This is a genomic window from Nonomuraea sp. GTA35, assembly GCF_041950525.1.
Taxonomy (GTDB): Bacteria; Actinomycetota; Actinomycetes; order Streptosporangiales; family Streptosporangiaceae; genus Nonomuraea.
On record NZ_JBGNUV010000014.1, the window covers coordinates 44492 to 66215 of the forward strand.

Consider the following 21724-nt stretch of genomic DNA (forward strand, 5'->3'; position numbering starts at 1 on the left):
GGGAGTGCACGTATGAAGGAGCTGGCCGAGATCTGGTCGGAGCTGCTCGGCCTGCCGCCCGGCGAGATCCAGCACGATGTCGGGTTCCTGCGCCTGGGCGGGGACTCGGTGCTGGCGGTCCGCATGTCGGCGCTGGTCCGCAAGCGGCTCGGCGTCGCGCTCGCCCTGTCGGACGTGCGGGTCGAGACCACGCTGGGCGACCTCGCCGAGCTCGTACGCCGGCACACCTCCGGCGACGGCCCCGCGTCGCGGGCGCTACCGCTCACCGTCACGCCGCGGCCGGACCCGCACGCCGAGTTCCCCCTGCTCCCCCTCCAGCAGGGCTACTTCGTCGGCCAGCAGGACGGCTGGGAGCTGTCCTACGACTCGGCCCACTACTACCTGGACTACGCGCTGACCGGCGTGGACGGCGACGAGGCCGCCGACGCGCTGGCGGACGCGGTCGAACGGCTCGCCGCGCACCAGCCCACGCTGCGGGCCCGGGTGACCCCCGACGGCCGCCAGCACGTCCTGCCCGCCGACGCACCCGGCGCGGTGCCCCGGGTCCGCGTGTACGACCTGCGCGAGGCCGGCCCGGACGAGATCGCCACCGCGCTCGGCGACGTGCGACAGGAGATGAGCACCAGCGGCCCGGACCCCACCAGCGGCCCCGGCATCGACGTCCGGCTCACGCTGCTGCCCGGGGACGAGGGCCGGCTGCACCTCGGCCTGAGCCTGCTGATCTTCGACGGCTGGTCGTCCAGCGTGCTCAGCCGCGACCTGCTCACCTTCGCCGCCGACTGGAACGCCGCCCTGCCGCCCCTGGACATCCATTTCGGCGACTACGTCACCTCGCTCGCCGACCTGCCCGCCACCGAGGCCTGGCAGGCCGACCGGGACTGGTGGTGGTCCCGGCTCGACGCGCTGCCGGGACCGCCGGCGCTGCCGCTGGCCGCCGACCCGCAGGAGGTGCGGCCGGTCACCATGGGCAACCGCGAACACCGCTGGAGCGCCGGGAGCTGGGCGGCGCTGCGGCGGCAGTGCACCGACCGGGGCGTGACCCCGTCCACCGCCATGCTGACGGCGTTCGGCGTGGTGCTGGCGCGCTGGGCCGGGCACCGCCGGATGTTGCTGAACTCGCTCCAGCTCAACCGCCTGCCGATCCACCCCGAGGTGCAGCGCGTGGTGGGCGCCTTCGCCGCGACCATGCTGCTCCCCCTCGACCTGGACCCCAGGGCCACGTTCGCCGGGCTCGCCACCGCCGTGCAGGCGACGTCCGGCGAGCACGCCGCCCACAACCTGATCACCGGTGTCGAGGCCGGGCGCGAGGTGGCCCGCCGCCGCGGGAGCTGGCGGCCGGTCGGGCCGGTCGTGTTCCAGAGCGTGCTCGGCGTGGACGCGGCCATGGGGGGCCGGCCGCCGGAGGAGGCGGGGCCGCTGGGCCGGGTGATCGCCGCCGACTACTTCCACCAGCTGCGCACGCCGCAGGTGGCGATCGAGGTGCGCTGCTTCGAGCTGGGCCCGGAGATGGTGGCGGTCTTCTCCCTGGTCGAGGAGCTGTTCGAGACCGATCAGGTGACGGCTGCGTTCGCGGAGTTCGTCGCGCTGGTCGACGCCCTCGCCGACGGGAGCGGCTGGGACCGGGTGCCCGGGTTGCCCGACGCCGTGGATCCTGGGTCCGGCGGCGGCTTGCGGCTCGGCCTGCTGCCCGAGCCGGCCGTCCGCCACCGGGAGGGGCCACCGGCCGACGACCTGGAGCAGGCCGTCGCCGACGTGTTCGAGGAGCTCCTCGAGGTCCCGGTGCTCGACCGGGCCGCCGACTTCTTCGGCCTCGGCGGGGACTCCCTGCTCGCGGTACGGGCGGTCGTGCGGCTCGCCAAGGAGGTCGGCGGGTCCGTGCCCGTGCGCGAGTTCCTGGCCGACTCCACGGTGGCGGGGGTGGCCGCCGTCGTCCGCGCCCGCCTCGGTGACCAGCGGTGATCGGGATCCTGGGCGCCACCGGCGCGGTCGGCCGCACGGCCGCGCAGCGCATCGCCGCCTACGGCCTCGGACCGCTGCGCGTCGGTGGCAGGAACGTGACGGGGGCCGCGGACCTCGCGGCCTCGCTCACCGCCCCCGCGCACGCGGTCCGGGTGGACCTGAACGACCCCGCCGAGCTGGCCGCCTTCTGCGACGGGTGCCGGATCGTGGTCAACTGCGCGGGGCCCACGTACCAGGTGCTGGACACGGTCGCCCGTGCCGCCTTCGCCGCCGGCGCCGACTACGTCGACATCGGCGGCGAGCTGGCCGCCAAGGATGCGCTCACCGGCGGCGACGTCGCCGGCGACCGGATCGCGGTGTTCTCCGCCGGGGTCATGCCCGGCCTCTCCGGCCTGCTGCCCCGGCTGCTGGCCAAGGGACGCCCGTTGCGCCGCCTCGACGTGTACGTGGGCGGAGCCGCCGTGTTCACCCCGCTGTCCGCGGTGGACGCGCTGCTGACCAGGGGGCCGAGGTTCGGCGAGCCGATGGCTGCCTGGCGGGACGGCCGGGTGGCCCCCAACACGCTGGCCCCGCTGCACCAGGTGCGGCTGCCGGGCTTCCCGGTGCCCGTGCACGCCTGGCCGTACCTCACCACCGAGGCCCAGACCCTGGCCACCGACACCGGGGCCGGCGAAGTGCGCTCCTACAACGTCTTCGTCTCCAACCGCCTCCCCGAAGCCCTCGCCGCGACGTGGGCCGAGGCGCCGGACGCCCGCCCCGAGACACTGGCGCCACACGCGCAGACCGTGGTGCGCGCTTCCCTGCGTGACCATGCCGACTTCGGCGCCTTCTACGTCATGCTCTTCACCGCGCGCCCCCGTCCGGGCACCCCGCCAGGACCCACCAGGGTGCTGCTCACGGCTGTGGACTCCTACGCGCTGAGCGGGGTGGTGATGGCGCTGGCCACCCGGGCGGTGTCGTCCGGTTCCGTGCCGGCCGGCGTCCACCTGGCGGCCGAAGTGCTGGACCCCGACGCCACCACGGCCGCGCTGCAGAAGGACGCGCTGGTGGGAGGTCTCACCGTCGAATAGGGCGCACCCTGGAGGCGCCCTTGCGGCACGATCGCCGCCTGCTCGTGCGCCACCGTCGGAACCCGGCATCCGACCTGCGGCCGGCGAGCGGGCCAGGCGGCTCCGGGATGGGCGGCTCCGGGATGGGCGGCTACGAGCCTCGCGCCGGCCCGTCCTGTCCTTCCCGCCCCTCGCGGCTTGCCGGCATCGCGGACCCGGCCGTTGGCGGGAGGGCTGTGGCGATGTAGTCGAGGACGTGCTTCAGCCCGTGCCGGAACTGGTCCTCGCGGCTCAGGTGCGGCCGGCGCGCCTCCGTCACGATCTTGGTGAAGATCGGGTAATTCCCGCTCTTCACCAGCTGGTCGACGTACGGGTGGCTGCGCGCCATCCACTCCGGCTCGCTGAGCCCGCTGCGGCGCAACTCCTCGGCCGAGCTGACCTCCTCCCGGACGGTGCCCTCGACGTAGCCGTTCAGCATGGCCACGAGGCCGAGGTTCTCGTCGATGGAGACGAAGGCGTCGAGCACTCCCATCAGCCGTTCGATCAGGAGCAGCTGGTTGGGGCCGAAGCTGGGGAGTGATCGCTGCACGGTGGAGATCCACGGGTGCCTCAGCCACATGGCCCGCAGCCCGTCGGCGTAGCGGGTCAGGTCGGCACGCCAGTCGCCCGAGGGCATGTCCGTGACGTCGATCTCGCCCATCAGCCGGTCGGCCATGAGCTCGATCAGGTTGTCGCGGCTCGGGACGTACCGGTAGAGGGACATCGCACCGGCGCCGATCTCGGCGGCGATCCGCCGCATGGTGGCGGCCTCCAGCCCCTCGGCGTCGGCGATCCGGACGGCCGCCTCGGTGATCTGGGCGCGGCTGTAGGCCGGCTTGGGCCCGCGGGCGGGGCGCTCGGGTCGCATCCAGATGTTCACGTACTCGGCGTCGGTCACCGTTCCACCCCCTCCAGTTGCGTACATGGTACCCAGTGATCTAGCCTGGCCGCCACAACCGCGTACAACGTACCCAGTGGAGGAGTCGTGACCGATCCGATCGTGGTCGCCGAAGGGCTGCACAAGTCCTTCGGGTCCACCCACGCCCTGCGGGGCCTGGACCTGAACGTCCCGAAGGGAACGGTCTGCGGCGTGCTCGGGCCGAACGGCGCGGGAAAGACGACCGCGGTGCGCATCCTGGCGACCCTGTCCGAGCCCGACGCCGGGCACGCCCGCGTCGCCGGGTACGACGTCGTCCGCGAGGCGGGCGAGGTGCGCGAGCGAATCGGGCTCGCGGGCCAGTACGCCGCCGTGGACGAGAAGCTCACCGGCCGCGGCAACCTGCGCATGTTCGGGCGCCTCTCGCACCTGCCCCGGCGCCGGGCGCACCAGCGGGCCGACGAGCTGCTTGACCGCTTCGGCCTGATGGACGCAGCCGACCGCCAGGTCGCCGGCTACTCCGGCGGCATGCGGCGCCGCCTCGACCTGATCACCTGCCTCATCCTGCGCCCCGAGGTGCTCTTCCTGGACGAGCCCACCACCGGCCTGGACCCGCGCAGCCGCGGCGAGATCTGGGACGGCATCCGCGAGCTGGTGGCCGACGGCACCACCGTGCTGCTCACCACGCAGTACCTGGACGAGGCCGACCACCTGGCCGACGCCGTCGCGGTCGTCGACCACGGCCAGGTGATCGCCACGGGCACGCCCGACGAGCTCAAGGCCACGATCGGCGACCGCCTCGACGTCACCCTCGAGGACCCCGCCGCGCTGCCTGCGGCGGCGACCGTCCTGAACGCCCTGACCGGCACCGGACCCACGACCACCGGCGCCGACCGGCTCAGCGTCACCCTGCCCGGCACCGGCCTCCGCCTCGCCGACATCGTGCGCGAGCTCGACCACGCCGGCGTCGCCGCCGCCGACGTGAGCCTGCGCCGTCCCACCCTCGACGAGGTGTTCCTGCGCCTCACCGACCGCAGGGAGACCGTCCGATGACCGCGCTCACCTCACCGCTCGGCCGCCTGCGCTGGACCCTCACCGACGGGCTGACCCTGGTCGGCCGCGAGCTGGGACGGCTGCGGCAGGAGCCCGCGCAGATCATCACCGCGCTGATCTTCCCGGCCGTCATGGTGCTGCTGTTCGGCTACGTCTTCGGCAGCGCCATCCAGGTGCCGGACGGCGGCGACTACCGCGAGTACCTCATGCCCGGCCTGTTCGCGATGGTGACCTTCTCCGCGTGGCTGGGCGTCATGACGCGGATGGCCGCCGACGCCTCCCGCGGCGTGATGGACCGGTTCCGCTCCATGCCGATGGCGCGCCTGGCGGTGCCGTTCGGGCAGACCGGCGCCGACCTGCTGACCGGCCTGCTGATGCTGGCCATCATGGTGGGCACGGGCCTGCTCGTGGGTTGGCAGCCGCACCGCGGCCTGATCCCCACGGCCCAGGCGTTCCTGCTGATGATCGTGCTGCGGTACGCGCTGAGCTGGGTGGGGGTCTATGTGGGCCTGGCGGTGAAGAACGACCAGGTCGCCGACGCGATGGTGCCGCTGGGCCTGCCGTTCACGATGTTGTCGAACGCGTTCGTCCCGACCGACGGCATGCCGGGCTGGCTGCGCTTCCTGGCCGACTGGAACCCGGTGAGCGCGCTCACCGCCGCCTCACGGGAGCTGTTCGGCAACCCGGGTGCCCCGTCCGGAGACGTGGCCTGGCCACTCGCGCATCCGGTGACCGCCGTCCTGCTCTGGTCGGCCGCGCTGCTGGCGATCTTCGTCCCGCTGTCGCTCCGCGCCTACCTGCGCAGAGGACGCTGAACGCTCCGGGCATCCCTCATGAAAGGGCCAGCCCTTCCCGGTAGGACGGGTAGGCGGGCGTCCAGCCGAGCTCGCTCTTGGCCAGGCGGGTGCTCAGCCGCAGCCGGGTCCCCACCATGAGGGCGTGCATGTACGGCGTGACCCGCAGCAGCCGGCCGGGCACCGCCGGCGGGACGGGAGCGCCGGCCGCCCTCGCCAGCGCCTTGACGTACTCGTCGAACCGGACCGGATGGTCGTCGGCGACGTTGTACGCCCGGCCCGGCCTGCCGCCCACCAGCGCCGCCACCGTGGCGGACGCGGCGTCCTCGATGTGGATCAGCGAGACGGTGCCCGCGGGACGGGGGACGGGAAGCATCCGCTTCCTGGCCATTTCCATCAGCTTCGCCGTGGTCGGCTCCGGGCCGTAGAACATGCCGTAGCGCAGGGAGATGCCGCCGATCGCGAAGACCTGCTCCTCGTTGGCGCGCATCGAGCGCATGTGCGGCTCGAAGGCGCCCTGGCCGGGGGCGGCGAAGGGGCGGTCCTCGGTCACCGGGTCCTCGCCGTGGTCGCGGTAGCCGTACCCCAGGAAGAACGACTGCGTGAGGAACGTGCGGGCGCCGACGAGCCCGGCGGCCTCGACGAGGTGCGCGGTGCCGCGCTCGCGCAGGGCGTCGGTGGCGTACAGGGCGCGGTGGAAGAGCGGGAGACCGGTGATCGCGGTGGCCTGGTGCACGACGGCGTCGGCCCGCACGCCGTCGACCGCGCGCAGGAGCGCGTCACGGTCCATCACGTCCGCGACCATGGCGGTGGCGCCCGCGCCGGCGAGCCGCCGGGCGCCGGCGGCGGATCGCGTGATGCCGCACACCCGGTGACCGGCGGCGAGCAGCCGGCGTACCAGGACCGAGCCCAGCGTGCCGGTCGCGCCGGCACGCTGAACGTTCACGCCCCCACCCCCTCGCCCGCCGGGCGGGCGAGGCGGCCGGACAGTACGCGCAGCCTGGCCACCAGCCCCGCCAGCCCCACCAGGGAGAACGCCAGCAGCAGCCCGATGCCGATCTGGAACAGCCCGGCGTCGTGCAGGAAGTGCACGAGGTTCGGCCAGCCGGCCCAGGCGGCGAAGCCCGCCGGATCGACCCGCGCCCAGAAGCCGGTGACCAGCGTCGACGCCGCCGACAGCACAACGACGATCTTGACGAGGGTGCTCATGGGTCATGCCTCGACGGTCTCGACGGTCTCACCGGCCCTGACCGGCCGGCGCGCGGCCAGCAGGGCCAGCACGCCGATGGCCACGACGGGCCAGCCGCCCGTGACGGGGAAGTAGAACACGCACAACGGTATGCCGATGACCACCAGGTACCACCCGAGCTGGGCGGGCAGGCGGCCCGTCGTACGGATGACGTGCCGGGCGAGAGTGCCCATGGCGAGGAGGGTGACGCCGGAGACCAGGAACCAGACGCTGGCCTCGCGGGCGAAGTAGTCGCCGGCCTCGGTGTCGACGACGGTGCGCCAGAAGCCGTCGCCGGCGATGGCGGCCCAGGCGTTGGGCTGGACGAAGGCCCACACGAAGTGCAGTAGCGCGGTGATGATGATCAGTCGGGGGACCCAGCGGGTCAGCGTGTTCACGGGATGCCTCCCAGTTCTGTCGGCCGGTGGCCGTGATGTCGTGCCGCCGACCATACCGTACCTAATGGTATGGCTCGATCGCGGGGTATACCATCTGGTACGGTATGGCCATGGTGTCCAAGCGGGAATGGCTGGAGGCCGGGCTCGCCATCGCGACGCGGGACGGCATCCGAGCACTGACGATCGAACGGCTGTGCGCCGGCCTCGGCCTCACCAAGGGCTCCTTCTACCACCACTTCAAGGGCATCCGCGGCTACAAGTCCGACCTGCTCGCGCACATCGAGGCCGAGCACACCGGCCGTTTCATCGCCGACGCGGAGGCCGCGGGCGCGAGCGGCCACGACAAGATCCAGCGCCTCCTCGACCTGGTACTGGAGGCACATGCGGGCAGCCGCGACCTGGAGACGGCCGTACGCGCCTGGGCCCGGCAGGACGCCGGCGTCCGCGCGTTCCAGGAACGCGTCGACGGCATGCGCGTGGACTACCTGCGCACGCTGTGGCTGGAGCTCGGCGGCAGGCCGGACGAGGCCGAGCGCATGGCCATGCTCCTCTACCTGATCCTGGTCGGCGCCCAGCAGGTCGTTCCGCCCGTCCCGGCCGAGGAACTGCGCGGCGTCTACGCCCTGGCGATGCGCTCCGCCCCTCCCGGCTGACCGGGCCTCCGGCCACCCGCACATCCGGCGCACCTGACGGGACCGACCCGAGAATCCCGCCTCGGCCAGGCACCGCGGCGACGCACGGCGCCCTCGACCTCAACCGGGCGGCCCCTGCCGATCCGGGTCGCGAGCGTGCCTGTTGGTGCGAGAAGACCGACCGCGCCGGCTGTGTGGCTGCCCGCCCTGAGCCGCTGACCGGAGCAGCCTGATCGCCTGTGGAGTGATCGCGCTCTGGCGCGCAGAAGGCCAGGACCCCGGCTCGCGCGAGGCTCCCGGACGACCGTCGCTCGGCCGCCACGGCGCTCTCCCCCAGTGCCGTCTCCGACCGGCGAAGATTCCCACAAATATGCAGGTCAGAGGGCCCGGAGAGACTTACATGCTCCCTGTCGGGGAATACGCCCCCATGCCAGGAAACCGATGGACTGGCCGGATATCGGGGGAATGAGGACAGGGCATGACCACGGTCGAAAGAGCGCCCGCCGGGCTGCGGGAAGAGGTGGCGGCGCGGGTGGCCACCAGAAGTGAGCAGCGCCGGCGGACGGCCGCCCTGCTCGCCGAGCCGGGCGGGATCGCCCGGGCCGATGAGCCGGTACGGGTGGCCACCCGCATCGATCGGCTCAGCCACCACTACCGGGACATCCACCCGATCGACCCCGCAGCGATCACCGCGGCGGACCCGGCGGCCGTGACAGCGGCGGTGGCGGTGCTGGAGCGGATCATCCAGACCGATGACCTGCTCCCGGTCGGCTACCTGGAAGGCGGGGCGGCGGCGGCACGAGCGGTCGGGCGGGTGGTCGTCCGTGACGCCCGCGGGCGGCTGGCCGGCTACGGCACCGGATCGCTGGTCTCCCCGGACCTGCTGCTCACCAACCACCACGTGCTCGCCGATGCCGGCACGGCCGGCCGCAGCGGCGTCGAGTTCGACTACCAGGACGGCATGGACGGGCGGCCGCTGCCGCTGCACGGGTTCTCCCTGGATCCGGGCCGGTTCTTCTTCGCCGACCGAGAGCTCGACTTCGCGCTGGTGGCGGTGAAGGCCACCCCGGGTGAGCTGGCCCCGTTCGGGTTCAACCCGCTGGTGGCGTCCGAGGGGAAGGTCATCATCGGCGACTTCGTCACGATCATCCAGCATCCGGGCGGAGAGAAGAAACAGGTCGCCCTCCGGGAGAACCGGATCGTCGACATCCTGGAATCGTTCCTGCACTACCAGACCGACACCGAGCCCGGCTCCTCCGGCTCCCCCGTCTTCAACGACCAGTGGGAGATCGTGGCCCTGCACCACGCCGGCGTCCCCGCCCCCGAGCACGACCAGTACGGCGGCTTCATCAACGAAGGGGTACGGGTCAGCAGCCTGCTGGCCTTCCTGCACCGCCAGCCGTTCCCGCCGGCCCAGCAGGCCCTGCTCGACCGGTTGTTCACCGAACGCGTCAGCCTTTCGCCTGCCCCGCCCGTTCCCGCCGACCGCTCGCTCACCCGGCAGGCCGAGCCGGTGGAGCCGGCGATGGAGCGGCCGGCCGACGGGCAGCTGCCGCTGACGCTCACCCTGACGGCCCCCTTCGACATCCGGCTCCGCGGGCCGGTCGCCGGAAACGGCCCGGTCGCGGCAGCGCCGGAGGCGATCCAGATCGATCCGGACTATGCCGGTCGCCGCGGCTACGACCCGGATTTCCTGCCGGGCGCGCATCGGGTGCCGCTGCCCGCCCTGCATCCCGAGCTCGTCCCGCTGGCGGCCATCAACCGGCAGGCCGGTGACGGGCCGGCGTACGTGCTGGACTACCACCACTTCAGCGTGGTGATGAACCGGCAGCGGCGGCTGGCCTTCTTCACCGCGGTCAACATCGACGGCGAGACCAGCCTGCGCATCCGCCGCGACCCCGACCGCTGGATCTTCGACCCTCGCCTCCCCGACAGCGAACAGACCGGGGAGGAGGTCTACCGCGACAACCCCCTGGACCGCGGCCACCTGGTCCGCCGCCTGGACCCCGCGTGGGGAGCCAGCCACGCGGTGGCCAAGTCCGGCAACGACGACACCTTCCACTTCACCAACTGCACCCCGCAGCACAAGGACTTCAACCAGAACCAGACGACCTGGGCCGGCCTGGAGGACTACATCCTGGACAACGCCGACACCCGCGACCTGAAGGCCACCGTCTTCACCGGCCCGGTCCTGGCGGCCGACGACGACCCCTACCGAGGCGTCCAACTGCCCCGCCAGTATTGGAAGGTCGTGGCGATGGTCAAGCAGAACAACGAGCTGTCGGCCACCGGCTACCTGCTCAGCCAGGACCACCTCGTCGCCGGTCTGGAAGCCGTCCCCGCGGAGTTCTCCTACGGCGCCTACAAGACCTACCAGGTCCCGATCCGGCGCATCGAAGACCTCACCCGGCTGTCGTTCGGCACTCTCGCCGACGCCGACCCCTTGGCCCGCATGGAAGCGGCCACCACGGCCCTGGAGATCACCGACCTTCGCCGGCTCACCCTCTGAAAGCGTTTGAAGGTCGCCGCCGGCCCCCGTCCCGATCGGGGCGGGGGCAAATGTCACATGACAGTTATCACAGGCGGTTCGTGTTAGTTGTTTCTACCGGCGGACGGCGCCGCGGGCGAGGCTTGAGCTGCGACAAGGGGCAGCGAGCAGTCCAGATGCCCGCTGCCACTCCCATCGGATCTCGGCTGTGAGCCGGGGCGGAAGGAGAGTGGGCCCGATGGCCGAAAGCCTCTACATTCTCGGTGACGAGGACCGCAAGAAGTTCGCCAGGCTGATCGCCGCCGCGTGGTCGGCGGACGAGGTGAAGAACCGTTACGGCAGTGAGCCCCGCACGATGCTGGCCGAGTACGGCATCGTCTACCCGGAGGGCGTGGCCACGCCGCCGCTGCCCCCCAAGCCCGCCGGCGAGTTCAGCATCGAGGAGCTCGAGGTCGCGGCCGGTGTCGAGGCTCCGGCCGACGGCTGCATGGGCTCGGCCAGCTCGGTCAGCACCATCGGCGGCTGCGCCTTCACCGCCGCCACCTTCGGCTGTGGCGCGAGCGTCACGGAGTGACCGCATCCCGGGGGCGCGGTCGGCGCGGTCGGCGCGGTCCGGCCCGCGGCGCGCCCCCGGGACCTTCGCCGTGGCACCCGGTGGCCCGCCGCCACCGGGTGTCTCGTCCGGATCGCCGGGTTGACGGCTCCGGATCGCCGGGTTAACGGCGCCGGATCGCCGACGGTGCGAAAGGCCGCGAATGGGCGAGCAATGAGAAAAGCCATCGGCGATGCGTTGCCTTCGCCCAGATGGGTTGTCATGATCCGCTTGTGGCCGAGACAGGCGTTCCCGGTACGAAGGTGGCGGCTCGGGCGCCACTGGAAGTGCGGCTCGGCCGCGCGGCGATCGTGGCATTCGCCCTTTATCTGATCATTCCCACGTTCGTCTACTACTTCGAGACCCCGCTCCTCACCAGCATCGTGGGCCCCGGCCTGGCGGTCGCGGTCCTCGCCGTCTACATCGCGACCGGCTGCACCGGCCCGCGCGGGCGCTGGCACCGGTGGGCCGTGGGGATCATGGCACTCCTGGTCTATCTGCCGCTGCCGCTCCTGGGCGAGTGGTGGGCCGCCTCGGGCGTCTTCCTCGCCGCGATGACGCTGGGGCTGCTGCCCAGGCCGTACGCGCTCCCGGCGTTCCTGCTCGTGGCCGCCGGCGAGACGGCCAAGGCGATGGCGCTCGGCGACGACCTCGCTGGAGGGCTGTCCTGGATGCTGTCCGTCACCGTGGCGGCCATTCCCCTGGCCGGCCTGACGCACTTCGCGGAGACGGCGCGGGTTCTCTACACCACCAGGGCCGAGCTCGCCAGGGTCCAGGTGGCGGCGCAGCGCGCGCGGGCGATGCTCGAACTGGAGGGCATCCTCGGCAGCCGGCTGGACGCCATCGCCGAGCAGGGCCGCAGGGTCGCCGCCAACATGGAGGGCGACGCCGAGGTCATCAAGAAAGAGCTGAGCCGCATGCTTGACATGGCTCGCGAGTCCCAGAGAGAGATGCGAGATTTCGCGCATCGCGCGCAGCGGCTCCCATCAGGAAATATCGATCACCAGAAATGACGAACATCACAATGCGCCGGTGTTAGTTGTTTCTGGCGGCGATCGCCGCCGATGGCGAGTCTGGTTCTCGTAGGCGGCCACCCCCGATCACCCGGAAGCGCGAGCTCCGGGGCCTCGTCGAAGAGGTGAGCTCATGCCCGGAACGCCGGGAACGAACGAAGATCCCAGCCTGTCCCCCGAAGCACTGTCACCGGAAGCACTGTCACCAGAAGCACTGTCCCCGGAAGTACGCACGCAGCTCGCCAGATTCGTCGCCCGCGCCTGGTCCGACGAGTCGCTGCGGCGGGATTTCGAACAGGACCCGCGCGCCGCCCTCGCCGAAGCCGGCGTCGACTGGCCGCGCGAACTGCCCCCGCCTGGCCTGCCCGACCACCCGGGCCAGGCGATCGACCTGGAGAGCCTCGAATCGTCCGCGGGCGGCGCCCTCGGCACGATCGGCACCGTGAGCTGCCCGACCGGATGCTTCTCCGGCGGGCGGAACGCCTGACGACCTCGTACGTCACAGGCGGCGTGGTGGGCAGTCCAGATGCCCACCACCCCGCCGGAACGAGCATCTCATACACCGCGGCGGGAGGACTTGTGATGACTGTGGACACGATCGGCTGGGACACCGCCCAGCGAAGAGCGTTCGGTGAGCTGACCGCGAGGGCGTGGCTCGACGCCGACTTCAGGATCCGGTACGAGCGCGAGCCCCTCGAGGTCCTGGCCGAGTACGACCTCCGGCTGCCCGAGGGCACGCAAGCGCCGGCGCTGCCGCCGGAGCCCGGCACCGAGCTCGTCATCGAGCTCCTGGCCGGGTCGCCCTCGGGGATCCTGCCGCCACCCCCGCCACCTCCCCCTCCGTGCCTGCTCAGCCTCTGCTTCTGCCTGTACTCGCCGACAGGGAAAGACGTGCGATGACCACGACCGCGGTGGAGGCGCCGGGAGGGGAGCGGATCGACGAGCTCGTCTCCACGGTCCGGACCAAGGCGTGGCTCGCCGCGGTCGCACTCATCCTGGTCGCGGCCTGCGGGGCGAGCTGGGCGTGGCTGGGACAGGTCCGTGACGTGGTCCCCGGCACCGGCGTGCTGGTGGCAGGGGACGGTCCCGTGCCGGTGGCCGCGCCCGTGTCCGGCAGCGTGGCCGAGGTCCTGGTCCGGGTGGGCCAGGAGGTGAGCCAGGGGACGCCGCTGGCCGTGCTGGCCGACGAGCGGGGACGCAGGCACGTCGTGACGGGCGCGGCGAGCGGGCGGGTGCTGCGGACGGCGGTCGCGGGCACCGCCCTGGCCGCGGGAGGCGCCGTCGCGGCCGTCGACCCGGCCGGCCCGCTGCGGGCGCTGCTCCTGGTCGATCGGGACAGGCTCGGCGTGCTCGAACCCGGCCAGAGCGTCACGCTGGCCGGCGCGGGCGGGCGGGGCCGGGTGAGCGCGGTGGAGCCGTACCCGGCCTCGGACGAGGTGCTGCGCCCGCTGTTCGGCCAGGACCTGCGGGTGGAGGGACGGCACCTGGTGACCGTGGACCTCGACCGGCCGGCCTGGCCCGGCGCCACGCTCACCCCCGTCTCGGGAGAGATCACCGTCGCCGTCGTCCGCCCCGTGGACGCCCTGTTCGCCGGAGGCCGCCGTGGCTGAGCGCACGACCGGCAGCACCGGCGGCACGAGCGGCGGCACGACCGGCGGCACGACCGGCAGCACGGCCGGCAGCACGGCCGGCGTCGCCGAGCGCCCGGTCAGGCCGCGGCCGGTACGCACCGAGCGCCGGCCGCAGATGGAGGACGCCGACTGCGGGCCCGCCTGCCTGAGCACGATCTTCGCCCACCACGGCCTGCGCGTCCCCGTGCACGAGGTCAGGGAGCGGTGCGGGGTGGGCAGGGACGGGCTCACCGGGGCCGGGCTCAAGGCGGCGGCCGACGAGTACGGCTTCACCATCGGCGGCTGGCGGGTGGAGGCGGACGCGCTGGAGACCTTCCCCGTACCGTCGATGATCTTCGTTGACCATCGGCACTACGTGGTGCTGGAGGGCATGCGCAAGCGGTGGGCCTACCTCAACGACCCCGCCGTCGGCCGGATCCGGCTGAGCAGGGAGGAGTTCCGGCGGCGATACAGCGGGATCGTGATCGTGCCGCGGCCCGGGGAGAACTTCACCCCGGGAGGGGCGCGCTTCCCCAATGCCCGCTCGGCGCTGGCGAAGGTGCGGCCGTACCTGTCCACGCTGCTCGCCGTCGCCGTCATGTCGTTCATGCTGGCCCTGCCCGCGGCGGTCACGGCGCTGCTGACCAGGCTGCTGCTGGGCAAGGTGCTGGTCCCCGGAGGGGCGGCCTGGTCCGCGCCCGTGCTGTTCGGGCTGCTGTGCTGCGTCGGCTTCACCCTGATCGGCACGTGGGCGCAGCAGCGGCTGCTCAGCGCCGTGCAGCTCGCGATGGCGGCCGATCTGTCCGGCCGCCACGTGTGGCGGATGCTCAGGCTGCCGGGCGACCACTTCCACCGGCGGCAGACCGGCGGCCTGGTGACCAGGACGTCCTTCGGCGCGGGCCTGGCCCTGCTGCTGTCGGACCGGGTCGCCACCACCATCGCGGCCGTGCTCACCATGGTGGTGCACGCCTCGATCCTGTTCCACTTCCATCCGGCCTTCGCCGGGGTCGCCGCGGTGCTGGCGGCGGTGAACCTGGTGGCGATGCGGGCGGTCAGCCGGCGTACCGCGCCCCACCAGCAGCGGCTCATCTTCGACGAGCACCGCAGGGACAGCATGGCCTTCAACGGCGTCTCGATGGCCGAGTCGCTGAAGGCCGACGGCGCCGAGGGCTGGTTCTTCGCCAAGTGGGCGGGGCTGTCGGCGCGGACCATGTCGGCGGCGCAGGAGCTGATGCGGGTCACGCAGGCGCTGATGGTGGTGCCCGCGGCGCTCGGCTCGCTGGCCGGGGCCACGATGGTGATCACCGGGGCGGTGCTGATCGCCCGTGGCGAGGTCACGATGGAGACCGTCATCGCGGCCCAGCTCCTCGTGGGAGCGTTCCTCGTCCCGATGTCCTCGCTGGTCGGGATCGGGGCGGAGGCGCAGATCGTGGTCGCGCAGACCAGCATGCTCGACGACGCGCTGTCCGCCGGGCCCGACCCGCGGCACGCCGAGCCGCCGCACGCCCCCGAGGGGGCCGGCGGGCTGCGCGGCGCGGTGGAGTTCGACGGGGTCACCTTCGGTTACGACCGCCAGCACGGGCCGGTGATCGAGGGGCTGACGTTCCGCGCGGAGCCCGGCCGACGCGTCGCGATCGTCGGGCGTACGGGCAGCGGCAAGTCGACGGTCGCCCGGCTGCTCACCGGCGCGGTCATGCCGTGGTCGGGGCAGATCAGGTTCGACGGGGTGCCGAGGGACGAGCTGCCCAGGGAGACGCTGTCCACCTCGATCGGGTACGTGGAGCAGAACCTCCAGGTGTTCGAGGGCACGGTGGCCGACAACCTGACGCTGTGGGACCCGACGGTTCCGGCGTACCGGCTGAACCGGGCGGTCGGCGACGCCCGCATCGCCGAGGTGGTCCAGCGCAGGGGCGGGCTGTCGGGCGGCTGGGTCGAGGAGCGGGGCCGCAACCTGTCGGGCGGCGAGCGGCAGCGGCTGGAGATCGCCCGGGCGCTGGCGCTGGCGCCGTCGGTGCTGGTGCTCGACGAGGCCACCAGCGCGCTGGACGCGGAGACCGAGGCGCTGGTGGACGCCAACCTCAAGGCCAGGGGCTGCACGTGCGTGGTCATCGCGCACCGGCTCAGCACCGTGCGCGACAGCGACCTGATCCTCGTGCTGGACCGGGGCAAGGTCGTCCAGCGCGGCACGCACGCCGAGCTCATCGCCGAGCCCGGTCTCTACCGCACGCTCGTCGAGGAAGCGGCATGAACGTGAGAACGCGCGGCCTCGGCCGCCCCGGTTACCCCGTCAGCGAGATCGAGCTGATCGACCCCTACGCCTGCTGGCGCGTGGTCGGCGGCTTCGTGGACGTGCTGCTGTCGCCCGTGGACGGCCAGGGCCCGCGCCGCCGCGTCCTGCGCGTGGAGAGCGGGCAGGTCATGCACGGCTTCGCGGCCACCGACCTGCCCGCAGGCTACACCGTCGTGGCCTCCCCCGCCGACGGGACGTCGGTGCACCGCGTACGCAGGGACGCCGCCGCGCTGTCGGCCTGGACGCGCCGTCTCGACCCCGCGCAGGACCCGCCGGGCGAGCGTGAGCTGCGGGCGCTGCACCGCGGGGCGCTGGAGCGGGTGCTGCTGCTGGGCGAGGCCGAGGAGGCCGACCGGGACAACTGGCGGGCGGCCAGGGTGGCGGCCACGGACGAGACGCTCCGCCAGTCGTTCGCCGACGTCGCGGCCGCGGCCGGCGCGCCGCCGGCACCCGACGGCGGGCCCCGCACGAGCGCGGACCACGCCGCGAAGGTGGTTCGGACGCTGGGCGAGCACTGCGGCTTCGCCACGGCGGAGGCCGCCCCGGGTGCCGGCGACCCGCTCGGCGCGGCGCTGGACGCCGCCGGGGTCAGGCACCGGCGGGTGCGCCTGGAGGGCCGCTGGTGGCGCAGGGCCACGGTCCCCATGATCGGCTTCACCCGGGACGGCGGGCGGCCGGTGGCGCTGCTACCGCACCGGGGCGGCTACCGCGCCGAGGACCCGGCGGCGACCCCCTGCCGGGTGACGGAACCGGTGGCCGCGGCCCTCGCGCCGGACGCCTGGCAGATCTACCCGCCGCTCGGCCCGGGCACGGCCTCGCCCGTCGAGCTGCTCAGGTTCGGCATGCGCGGCCTGGGCAGGGAGCTGACCTGGCTGCTCGCGGCCGGCGGCGGCGCCGCGCTGCTCTCGCTCGGCGTGCCCCTGCTCACGTTCAGCCTGCTGAACGCCGCGGGCAGCCCCGGCGGCGGGCCGGCGACGATCTGGATCGCGGTGACCATCGCCACCATGGTGTGCGCGAGCACCCTGCTGCTGGCCGTGCGCAACTCGGTGCTCGTCCGTGTACAGGGGCGGCTGCAGGAACGGCTCGAACCGGCCGTCTGGAGCCACCTCGTCTCGCTCGACCTGCCGTTCTTCAACCAGTACAGCACCGGCGAGCTGGTCCAGCGCGCCAACGCCATCTCCGACATGCGCAAGGCGCTCGGCGACGCCGCGGTCAACTCGCTGCTCGGCGGCATGTTCTCGCTGGTCGGCCTGCTGGCGCTGATCGCCGTGGACTGGCGGCTCGCCCTGGTCGCGCTGGGCGGCGTGTGCGGGCTGCTCGGCGTGCTCGCCGGCCGCGCGGTCCGCCAGCAGCAGCACGAGCTGGTCATGCACGAGCAGTACGGCAAGGTCTACTCCCTGCTGTACGCGTGCCTCGGCGCGATCGACAAGATCCACGTCGCGGGCCGCGAGTCCCAGGTGTTCGGGCTGTGGTCCAGGCTGTTCGCCACGCAGCAGCGGGCGGCGGCGTGGGCCCAGCGCGAGCGGGCGGTGTCGGCGGCCATCGGCGCCTCGGCCCAGCCGGCGCTGCTGCTGCTCCTGGCCGTCGCGGGGGTGACCGTGGGCGTGCCCACGGCCTCCTTCGTGATCGCCGCCGTGGCGCTCGGCCAGTTCGTGCTCGCGCTCGGCCAGATGAACCGGGCGGTCGAGGCGGCCTTCGCCCTGCGGCCCCGGTTCGAGCGGCTGCGCCCGGTGCTGGAGCGGGCGCCGGAGACGCCGCCCGGCGCGAAGGACCCGGGCGAGCTGAGCGGCCTGGTACGCCTCAGCGGCGCCTCCTTCGCCTACCCCGGCACCGCGATGCGCATCCTGGACGACGTCTCGATGGTGTTCAGGCCGGGCGAGTTCGTCGCGGTCGCGGGCCCGTCGGGCGCGGGCAAGTCCACGCTGGTCCGCCTGCTGCTCGGCTTCGACCCGCCCCGCACGGGCCAGGTGCTCTACGACGGCGGCGACCTGCGCGACCTGGACCTGCGCCGGGTACGCGCCCAGGTCGGCGTGGTGATGCAGCAGGCCAGAGTGCTCAGGGGCTCCATCCTGGAGAACATCGTCGGGGACGTGCCCGGCGCGACGGAGGAGGACGCCTGGCGGGCGGCCCGCCTGGCCGACCTGGACGGCGACATCGCCGCCATGCCCATGGGCCTGCACACGATCGTCGGCGAGGACAACGCCTCCTTCTCGGGCGGCCAGCTCCAGCGGCTGCTCATCGCCAGGGCGCTGGTCAAGCGCCCGCGCATCCTCATCCTCGACGAGGCCACGAGCGCCCTGGACAACCACACGCAGGCGCTGGTCAGCCGGAGGATCGCCGAGCTGGACATCACCCGGATCGTGATCGCGCACCGGCTGAGCACCATCAAGTCGGCGGATCGAATCTACGTACTCGACCAGGGGCGGGTCGTCGCCGACGGCCCCTTCGAGGAGCTGCTGGACCACAGCCCGCTCTTCGCCCGCATGGTCCGCCGACAGGAGGTCTGAGATGACGGTCCCGGTTCACGCCGGATACGCGGAAGCGCAGGGCGAGGGCCTGCTCGCGGTGCCGGGCGGGGACGAGCGCCTGATGGCCGTGCTCGCCGCGGCCGCGCCCTTTCCCGAGCGCGTGTCGGGCGAGTTCTTCGTCCCGGTGGCGGGGCGCAGCCCGCGTCAGGCGTCAGAACGTACCAAGCGCTGGCTCAAGGCGGCGGTCGGCGAGGACGAGGACGCCAAGCGGGCGCTGCTGCACCATCGCAGGCGCTCGGGCCGCGACCTCGGCGCGGGGCTCATCGACGTCCGGCTGGCCGACCCGCGCCGGCTGCCCGACTGGGGCTACGCGCTGGTGGACTTCCTGCTCGCGCAGCCGCCCACGGCCGCGGCCGACCCCGCCTCCGGGCGCCCTGGCTCGCCGTTCGTGGCGTTCAGGCGCGCCGTCAACCGGCTGCTGGACATCAAGGACGGCACGGTACGCGGGGTACCCGTCACGCCCGAGGCGCGCGAGGACATCGCGGGACAGCTCATCCAGCGCCTGACGCAGGTGTGCTTCTCCGGCTTCGCGTTCGAGGCGCAGCTCGCCGGGACCGGCAACGACGTGTCCGCCTGGCTGCAGAGCCCCGGCCTGGACGTCAGCCAGTCCGGCTGGCTGGACCGGCTGGAGACACTCCCCGGGCTGGCCTACGTCATGGGCATGACCTGCCTGCAGTGGCGGCGCGTGGTCCACGAGCTGTTCGACCGGCTCAACGCCGACCTGCCGGAGCTGCGCAGGACGTTGTGGGGCTGGCGGGCGCCGGGGCCGGTCACCGGCTACTCCGGCGACTCCGGCGACCCGCACAACCACGGCCGGGTGGTCACGCTGCTGACGTTCACCTCGGGCGAGCGGGTCGTCTACAAGCCGAAGGACCTGCGCTCGGTGGTCGGGCTGATGGACGTGTGCACGCTGCTGAACAACCACGGGCTGCCGCTGGCCCTGCACACGCGCACGGTCGTCTGCCGCGACGGCTACGGCTGGGAGGAGTACGTCACCTCCGAGCCGGCCGCCGACGAGGACAGCGTCCGGCGCTACTACACGCGGCTGGGCATGCTGGCCAGGCTCGCGCAGTTCCTGGAGTGCCGCGACCTATGGGCGGACAACCTGGTGGCCAAGGGCGACACGCCGGTCTTCATCGACCTGGAGAACGTGCTGCAGGCCCGCATCGGCAAGCCCGCCCTCATCGGCGACCGCATCCGGTCCCTGTGGGGGAAGGTCGAGGAGACGGTGGCCAAGACCGCCGTCATCAGCTTCCCCCGGGTGATCGCGGGCGGCGTCCAGGCGCAGGACATCGGCTGCATGGCCGGGCTGCAGGAGCAGGTCGCGGTCAACTCCACCGGGTATCCGCTGGGCTGGGAGGCGCCGCCGTACCGGCCGACGTACGGCGCGGGCGAGCTGGCCCACCCGAACCACTACGCCGACGAGGTGGCCGAGGGCTACCGGCAGATGCAGGAGTGCCTGGCGAGCAACCAGGACCTGCTGGCCGACGCCCGCGGCCCGTTCGCGCTGCTGCAGGACGCTCCGGTCCGCTACATCTGGCGCAGCACCTGGGACTGCGTCGAGCTGCTCAACATGAGCCTGAGCCCCGGTGCGCTGGTCGACGGGATGGCCAGGGAGGTCACGCTCGCCCACCTGTTCCGCAGCGCCCGCGAGACGCTGCGGCGGGACCCGGGGCGCGAGGACATCCTGGAGCTCGTCGAGCAGGAGATCGACGCGTTCCGCCGGATGGACGTCCCCCTGTTCGTCTCCAGGCCCGGCTCCGACTCGGTGTTCACCCCCGACGGCGTCGAGATCCCCGGGCACTTCTCCGGCACGGCCTGGCAGCGGCTCCAGGACCGCGTCGCCGACCTGGCAGGGTTCCCGGTGGAGGAGCACCTCGCCGTGCTGGAGACCTGCCTGGACTTCACCGGCGCGAAGGAGCTGCCCGCCGCCTTCCCCGGGCCGGGGCCGCGCCCGCGCACGATCCGCGAGATCGGCCAGTACGTCTACGACGTGTCGGGCCGGCCGGAGGAGCCCGAGGCCGAGCTGCTGCTCGCCCGCGCCGGCGAGCTCGCCGACCAGGTGCTGGCCACCGCCGTCACGCTCGGCACGCCCGCGGGCGACCCCCTCGGCGAGCGGTCGGGCTGGATCGGCGTCGTCACCTACCCCGCGCACGGGCTGGACCAGATCGAGCCGCTCCAGGGCGACCTGCTCACCGGCACCGCGGGGCTGGCCGTCTTCCTCGCCGAGCTGTACGCCAACACCGGCGCCCCCGGCCACTGGACGGCCGCGCAGGACGCGCTGGACGCCTCGGCCGAGTTCGCGACGCTGTCCACCCGCTCGGCCGTCTACCGCCGGATGTGCGGGACGCTCGCGCCGGTCGGGGCGTTCGTGGGCCTCGGCTCGGCCATCTACGCGCTGAGCCGCTGCGGCGCCGCGCTGGCCGACGCCAGGCTCGTGGAGCGGGCGGCCGGGCTGCTGCCGCTGGCCGAGGAACAGCTCGCCCTGCCGACCTCCGCCGAGCCCGTGCTGGGCCGGGCCGGGCTGCTGCTGGCCCTGCACAAGCTGCGCGAGGCGTCGCCGGTGGCGGTTCCCGCGGCCGAGGCGCTGGCCGCGCGGCTGCACGAGGAGCTGCTGGCCGAGCTGACCGGTGGCGGGGCGACGCGGTCGCCGTACCCGCCGGGGGTGCCCGCGCTCGACGGGGTGCCCACCGGACAGGACGGGCTGGTGTGGGCGCTGGCCTCCAGCACGGGCGCGCTGGGCGCGGACCCCGCGCCCTTGCGGGCGCACCGCTTCGCGCTGGACACGCCGGGCTCGCTGCTGGCCGCCGTCGCCACGGCCCACCTGCTCACCGGCGAGGTGCCCGGCACCCTGAAGGAGCAGGTGGCCAGGTACTGCGCGCCCGACCCGAGACGTTCCTGCGCGCGGCTCGTCGTGGACGCCGAGGTGGCGCTGCACACCGCCCGGCTGACCGGGGACGGGGCGCTGGCGCGCTCGGCCAGGGAGCTGACCGCCGAGCTGCTGCGCCGCCGCGACCACACGGGCCGCTGGTTCGCCGACCGGCGGCGCGCCGACCGCCTGTCCCTGTCCGCCACCAACGGGCTCGCCGCGGCGGGCCTCACCCTCCTCCGGCTCGCCGACGACCAGGTCGCCTCGCTGCGCCTCGTGCACTGATCGAAAGGAAACGTCGTGGA

General features: G+C 73.3%; 18 protein-coding genes. 14 read left to right on the forward strand and 4 right to left on the reverse strand.

Translation table 11 applies throughout. The features are described from left to right. The first annotated feature begins 12 nt into the window (after nt 1–12). Nucleotides 13–1959 carry a phosphopantetheine-binding protein gene (locus ACBJ32_RS44805; RefSeq protein ID WP_375132017.1) on the forward strand — a complete coding sequence of 649 codons (1947 nt, stop codon included), beginning with the start codon at nt 13–15 and terminating at the stop codon, nt 1957–1959. Then, complete coding sequence (locus tag ACBJ32_RS44810) at nt 1956–3029, forward strand: saccharopine dehydrogenase NADP-binding domain-containing protein (protein WP_375132018.1); 1074 nt, start codon at nt 1956–1958, stop codon at nt 3027–3029. Before ACBJ32_RS44805 ends, ACBJ32_RS44810 begins: the two co-directional genes overlap by 4 nt. A 130-nt stretch (nt 3030–3159) precedes the next feature. On the opposite strand, the gene ACBJ32_RS44815 is transcribed toward ACBJ32_RS44810, so the two are convergent. Then, entirely contained in the window at nt 3160–3945 is a 786-nt protein-coding gene (locus tag ACBJ32_RS44815; RefSeq protein ID WP_375132019.1) for a TetR/AcrR family transcriptional regulator, read from the reverse strand. A gap of 87 nt (nt 3946–4032) precedes the next feature. On the opposite strand from ACBJ32_RS44815, the gene ACBJ32_RS44820 reads away from it, so the two are divergent. Then, complete coding sequence (locus ACBJ32_RS44820) at nt 4033–4977, forward strand: ATP-binding cassette domain-containing protein (protein ID WP_375132020.1); 945 nt, start codon at nt 4033–4035, stop codon at nt 4975–4977. Next, nucleotides 4974–5792 (forward strand): ABC transporter permease, encoded by an 819-nt coding sequence (locus ACBJ32_RS44825; protein WP_375132021.1) that lies wholly within the window; start codon nt 4974–4976, stop codon nt 5790–5792. The genes ACBJ32_RS44820 and ACBJ32_RS44825 overlap by 4 nt, the downstream gene beginning before the upstream one ends. Before the next feature lie 16 nt (nt 5793–5808). Here ACBJ32_RS44825 and ACBJ32_RS44830 read toward each other — a convergent pair whose 3' ends face one another. The 3 genes from ACBJ32_RS44830 to ACBJ32_RS44840 are packed head-to-tail and all read right to left on the reverse strand — an operon-like array spanning nt 5809 to nt 7397. Then, nucleotides 5809–6717, reverse strand: a complete 909-nt coding sequence (locus tag ACBJ32_RS44830; RefSeq protein WP_375132022.1) for an NAD-dependent epimerase/dehydratase family protein — start codon at nt 6715–6717, stop codon at nt 5809–5811. Then, nucleotides 6714–6980: a hypothetical protein gene (locus tag ACBJ32_RS44835; protein WP_375132023.1), complete on the reverse strand. Its 267-nt coding sequence runs from the start codon at nt 6978–6980 to the stop codon at nt 6714–6716. Before ACBJ32_RS44835 ends, ACBJ32_RS44830 begins: the two co-directional genes overlap by 4 nt. 3 nt (nt 6981–6983) lie before the next feature. Further along, entirely contained in the window at nt 6984–7397 is a 414-nt protein-coding gene (locus ACBJ32_RS44840) for a DUF6463 family protein (RefSeq protein ID WP_375132024.1), read from the reverse strand. A 110-nt stretch (nt 7398–7507) separates the two neighbouring features. On the opposite strand from ACBJ32_RS44840, the gene ACBJ32_RS44845 reads away from it, so the two are divergent. From ACBJ32_RS44845 to lanM, 10 genes are all read left to right on the forward strand, one after another. Beyond that, entirely contained in the window at nt 7508–8050 is a 543-nt protein-coding gene (locus tag ACBJ32_RS44845; protein ID WP_375132025.1) for a TetR/AcrR family transcriptional regulator, read from the forward strand. A 457-nt stretch (nt 8051–8507) separates the two neighbouring features. Beyond that, nucleotides 8508–10538 (forward strand): DNA/RNA non-specific endonuclease, encoded by a 2031-nt coding sequence (locus ACBJ32_RS44850; protein ID WP_375132026.1) that lies wholly within the window; start codon nt 8508–8510, stop codon nt 10536–10538. Nucleotides 10539–10755: 217 nt separating this feature from the next. Next, nucleotides 10756–11091 (forward strand): hypothetical protein, encoded by a 336-nt coding sequence (locus ACBJ32_RS44855; protein ID WP_357887668.1) that lies wholly within the window; start codon nt 10756–10758, stop codon nt 11089–11091. Nucleotides 11092–11342: 251 nt separating this feature from the next. Then, a complete protein-coding gene (locus ACBJ32_RS44860; protein WP_375132027.1) occupies nt 11343–12122 on the forward strand; it encodes a hypothetical protein in 780 nt (259 codons plus the stop codon). 133 nt (nt 12123–12255) lie between these two features. Continuing rightward, nucleotides 12256–12609: a hypothetical protein gene (locus ACBJ32_RS44865; RefSeq protein WP_375132028.1), complete on the forward strand. Its 354-nt coding sequence runs from the start codon at nt 12256–12258 to the stop codon at nt 12607–12609. Nucleotides 12610–12704: 95 nt separating this feature from the next. Beyond that, entirely contained in the window at nt 12705–13022 is a 318-nt protein-coding gene (locus tag ACBJ32_RS44870) for a hypothetical protein (RefSeq protein ID WP_357887659.1), read from the forward strand. Next, nucleotides 13019–13732 carry a biotin/lipoyl-binding protein gene (locus ACBJ32_RS44875; RefSeq protein WP_375132029.1) on the forward strand — a complete coding sequence of 238 codons (714 nt, stop codon included), beginning with the start codon at nt 13019–13021 and terminating at the stop codon, nt 13730–13732. Before ACBJ32_RS44870 ends, ACBJ32_RS44875 begins: the two co-directional genes overlap by 4 nt. Next, entirely contained in the window at nt 13725–15980 is a 2256-nt protein-coding gene (locus ACBJ32_RS44880; RefSeq protein WP_375132030.1) for a cysteine peptidase family C39 domain-containing protein, read from the forward strand. Before ACBJ32_RS44875 ends, ACBJ32_RS44880 begins: the two co-directional genes overlap by 8 nt. Then, nucleotides 15977–18529 (forward strand): ATP-binding cassette domain-containing protein, encoded by a 2553-nt coding sequence (locus tag ACBJ32_RS44885; RefSeq protein WP_375132031.1) that lies wholly within the window; start codon nt 15977–15979, stop codon nt 18527–18529. The genes ACBJ32_RS44880 and ACBJ32_RS44885 overlap by 4 nt, the downstream gene beginning before the upstream one ends. Before the next feature lies 1 nt (nt 18530). Further along, nucleotides 18531–21704 carry a type 2 lanthipeptide synthetase LanM gene (gene lanM, locus ACBJ32_RS44890; protein ID WP_375132032.1) on the forward strand — a complete coding sequence of 1058 codons (3174 nt, stop codon included), beginning with the start codon at nt 18531–18533 and terminating at the stop codon, nt 21702–21704. Nucleotides 21705–21724 lie beyond the last annotated feature (20 nt).

Coding starts and splice junctions, on each gene's coding strand:
- ACBJ32_RS44850 (WP_375132026.1), top strand. CDS start 8,508: ATGACCACGGTCGAAAGAGCGCCCGCCGGGCTGCGGGAAGAGGTGGCG.
- ACBJ32_RS44885 (WP_375132031.1), top strand. CDS start 15,977: ATGAACGTGAGAACGCGCGGCCTCGGCCGCCCCGGTTACCCCGTCAGC.
- ACBJ32_RS44825 (WP_375132021.1), top strand. CDS start 4,974: ATGACCGCGCTCACCTCACCGCTCGGCCGCCTGCGCTGGACCCTCACC.
- ACBJ32_RS44845 (WP_375132025.1), top strand. CDS start 7,508: ATGGTGTCCAAGCGGGAATGGCTGGAGGCCGGGCTCGCCATCGCGACG.
- ACBJ32_RS44875 (WP_375132029.1), top strand. CDS start 13,019: ATGACCACGACCGCGGTGGAGGCGCCGGGAGGGGAGCGGATCGACGAG.
- lanM (WP_375132032.1), top strand. CDS start 18,531: ATGACGGTCCCGGTTCACGCCGGATACGCGGAAGCGCAGGGCGAGGGC.
- ACBJ32_RS44865 (WP_375132028.1), top strand. CDS start 12,256: ATGCCCGGAACGCCGGGAACGAACGAAGATCCCAGCCTGTCCCCCGAA.
- ACBJ32_RS44835 (WP_375132023.1), bottom strand. CDS start 6,980: ATGAGCACCCTCGTCAAGATCGTCGTTGTGCTGTCGGCGGCGTCGACG.
- ACBJ32_RS44870 (WP_357887659.1), top strand. CDS start 12,705: ATGACTGTGGACACGATCGGCTGGGACACCGCCCAGCGAAGAGCGTTC.
- ACBJ32_RS44805 (WP_375132017.1), top strand. CDS start 13: ATGAAGGAGCTGGCCGAGATCTGGTCGGAGCTGCTCGGCCTGCCGCCC.
- ACBJ32_RS44855 (WP_357887668.1), top strand. CDS start 10,756: ATGGCCGAAAGCCTCTACATTCTCGGTGACGAGGACCGCAAGAAGTTC.